The sequence below is a fragment of the Desulfofundulus thermobenzoicus genome, assembly GCF_009428905.1.
Lineage (GTDB): Bacteria > Bacillota > Desulfotomaculia > Desulfotomaculales > Desulfovirgulaceae > Desulfofundulus_A > Desulfofundulus_A thermobenzoicus.
Genome location: NZ_WHYR01000103.1, coordinates 1 through 1,848, shown reverse-complemented (window position 1 = coordinate 1,848; position 1,848 = coordinate 1). Strand labels below are relative to the sequence as shown.

At 51.1% G+C, this 1,848-nt stretch carries 3 protein-coding genes; all 3 read left to right on the top strand.

Going from position 1 to position 1,848, the window contains the following annotated elements; all coding sequences use genetic code 11:
- Window positions 1-125: 125 nt before the first annotated feature.
- Genes GFC01_RS17640 through GFC01_RS17630 form a run of 3 tightly spaced genes read left to right on the top strand, consistent with a single transcriptional unit; the run spans window position 126 to window position 1,732 of the window.
- On the top strand, window positions 126-647 hold the full coding sequence (locus GFC01_RS17640) for a Mu transposase C-terminal domain-containing protein (protein WP_152948455.1): 522 nt from the start codon (window positions 126-128) through the stop codon (window positions 645-647).
- The gene (locus GFC01_RS17635; RefSeq protein WP_207707646.1) at window positions 644-1,450 is read left to right on the top strand and encodes an ExeA family protein; all 807 of its coding nucleotides are present in this window, start codon (window positions 644-646) and stop codon (window positions 1,448-1,450) included. The genes GFC01_RS17640 and GFC01_RS17635 overlap by 4 nt, the downstream gene beginning before the upstream one ends.
- Before the next feature lie 15 nt (window positions 1,451-1,465).
- Window positions 1,466-1,732: a hypothetical protein gene (locus GFC01_RS17630; RefSeq protein ID WP_341474086.1), complete on the top strand. Its 267-nt coding sequence runs from the start codon at window positions 1,466-1,468 to the stop codon at window positions 1,730-1,732.
- The last annotated feature ends 116 nt before the right edge of the window (window positions 1,733-1,848 follow it).

The following is a 1,848-nucleotide window of genomic DNA, read 5'->3' as shown; positions in this document are numbered from 1 at the left end:
ACTCTCCATAACCCTTTTTATGTGGAGCTCCACATAAAAAGGGGAAAATTGAAAGATTTTTTCTCACCGTCCGGACACGCTTTTTAAGCCGCCTGGATGTTAACGAACTCAAGTCCTTAGAGGAGTTGAACCTGCGTTTCTGGCAGTGGTTGGAGGAGGATTACCAGCGCAAGGTCCACTCCGGTCTGGGCATGAGCCCCCTGGATTACTTCATGACCCAGGTGGACCGGGTGAACATCTTTCCCGACCCGCAACTTTTGGACGAGTATTTCCTTTTGCGGGTAACGCGTAAAATTAACCACGACGCTACTTTCCCCCTGGAAAAAACCCTTTATGAGGTGGATCAGCAGTTTGCCGGCACCCGTTTAGAAGTCAGGTATGAACCCCAATGGCTCACCAACCCCGCCCGGCCGCTTTTGCTCTACAAGGACGGCCTGAAAGTGGGCGAAGCCAGGCGGGTAAATTTCTTTACCAACGCCCAATTGAAAAGAAGAAAATGTGGCCGCTCAGCCCGGCAGCATGAGGATACCGGCGTGGACACCCCCCTGGCCATGACTGGCGGTGAGGTTGCGGTACCGGCCATTTCCTTTGCCCGGCTTCTGACAAGCGATCAGGATGGCGATCCTACCGGGGCGGGTGAAGAATGATGTTTACCCAGTTTTATGGTTTAAAGTTCAACCCCTTCAGCAAAGAGATATCCACCGAGCAGTTGTTTTTCAGCCAGGATTTAAAGGAACTGGATTCACGGCTCAAATATCTGCAGCAGGTGCGGGGCATCGGTCTGGTCACCGGTGGGCCGGGCTGCGGAAAGACTACCGCCCTGCGCAAATATGTGGACGAATTGAATCCGGCCCATTACACGTCATGTTACTTTACCCTGTCCACGGTGACTGTACTGGACTTCTATCAGGGTCTGGCCCTGGCCCTGGGGGAACAGCCAAAAAACAAGAAGGTGAGTCTATTCCACCAGATACAAGGGGCAATTGAGCATTTGTATTTTGAGCGCCGGGTTACCCCGGTCATTGTCCTGGACGAAATGCATTTGGCGGATAGCAAGATTCTGGAAGACCTGCGGCTTTTGTTTAACTTTAAAATGGATTCACAAAACCCGTTCATCCTGATCCTGTCCGGGCAGTCTGCCATCCGCAACAGGTTGGCCCTTAACGTTAATCAGCCGTTACGACAAAGGATTACAGTGAAGTATTCCATGCAGGGGTTGAAACCAGAGGAGATTGCCGATTACTGTGCCAGCCGGTTGAAAAACGCCGGTCTGCATGAGCAGATCTTTACTACGGCCGCGTGTGAAGCCATCTACGCCATCACCAAGGGTTTACCCCGGCTGGTAAACAATCTGGTCACCACCTGCCTGCTCTGTGCCTACGGCCAAAAGCAAAGGCAGATCGATGCAGAGGTGGTTTACCAGGCCCAGCAGGAACTGGAAACTTGCTGACAGGGGGCGGTAAGTGTGCCTGAAGGAGATAGTCTGCATAGACTTTATTACTACTTTGCCAACACAGGTTTTTATGATTTGTTGCCTGCGGCAATGCAGTTGGCCATAGAGCTGGGTTACAGCCCGGAAGAAATGATTGAGGCAGTCTGCAAGGTGGCCGATAAGGCCAGGCATTACCCGCCGACAAAAAATCGGGCTGCCTGGTTTGCCACCGTATTCCGGGAAAAATTAGGTGAAGCCCGGGCTGAAATGCTGGCCATTAAAAAAAGGCGGCTGCTTTAACTGGAACAATTGGTCGGGGTGCCTGAAAAATGAGGCAGCCCGGCTTTTTGTTTGCCAACGTTATTTGAGAATTGTATTTGGGTTTACCTTTTTAAAGTGATAATTTCTTTGGTTTT

Bases quoted from the DNA above. Each gene is read 5' to 3' on its own strand.
- GFC01_RS17635 (WP_207707646.1), top strand. From the start codon at position 644: ATGATGTTTACCCAGTTTTATGGTTTAAAGTTCAACCCCTTCAGCAAA.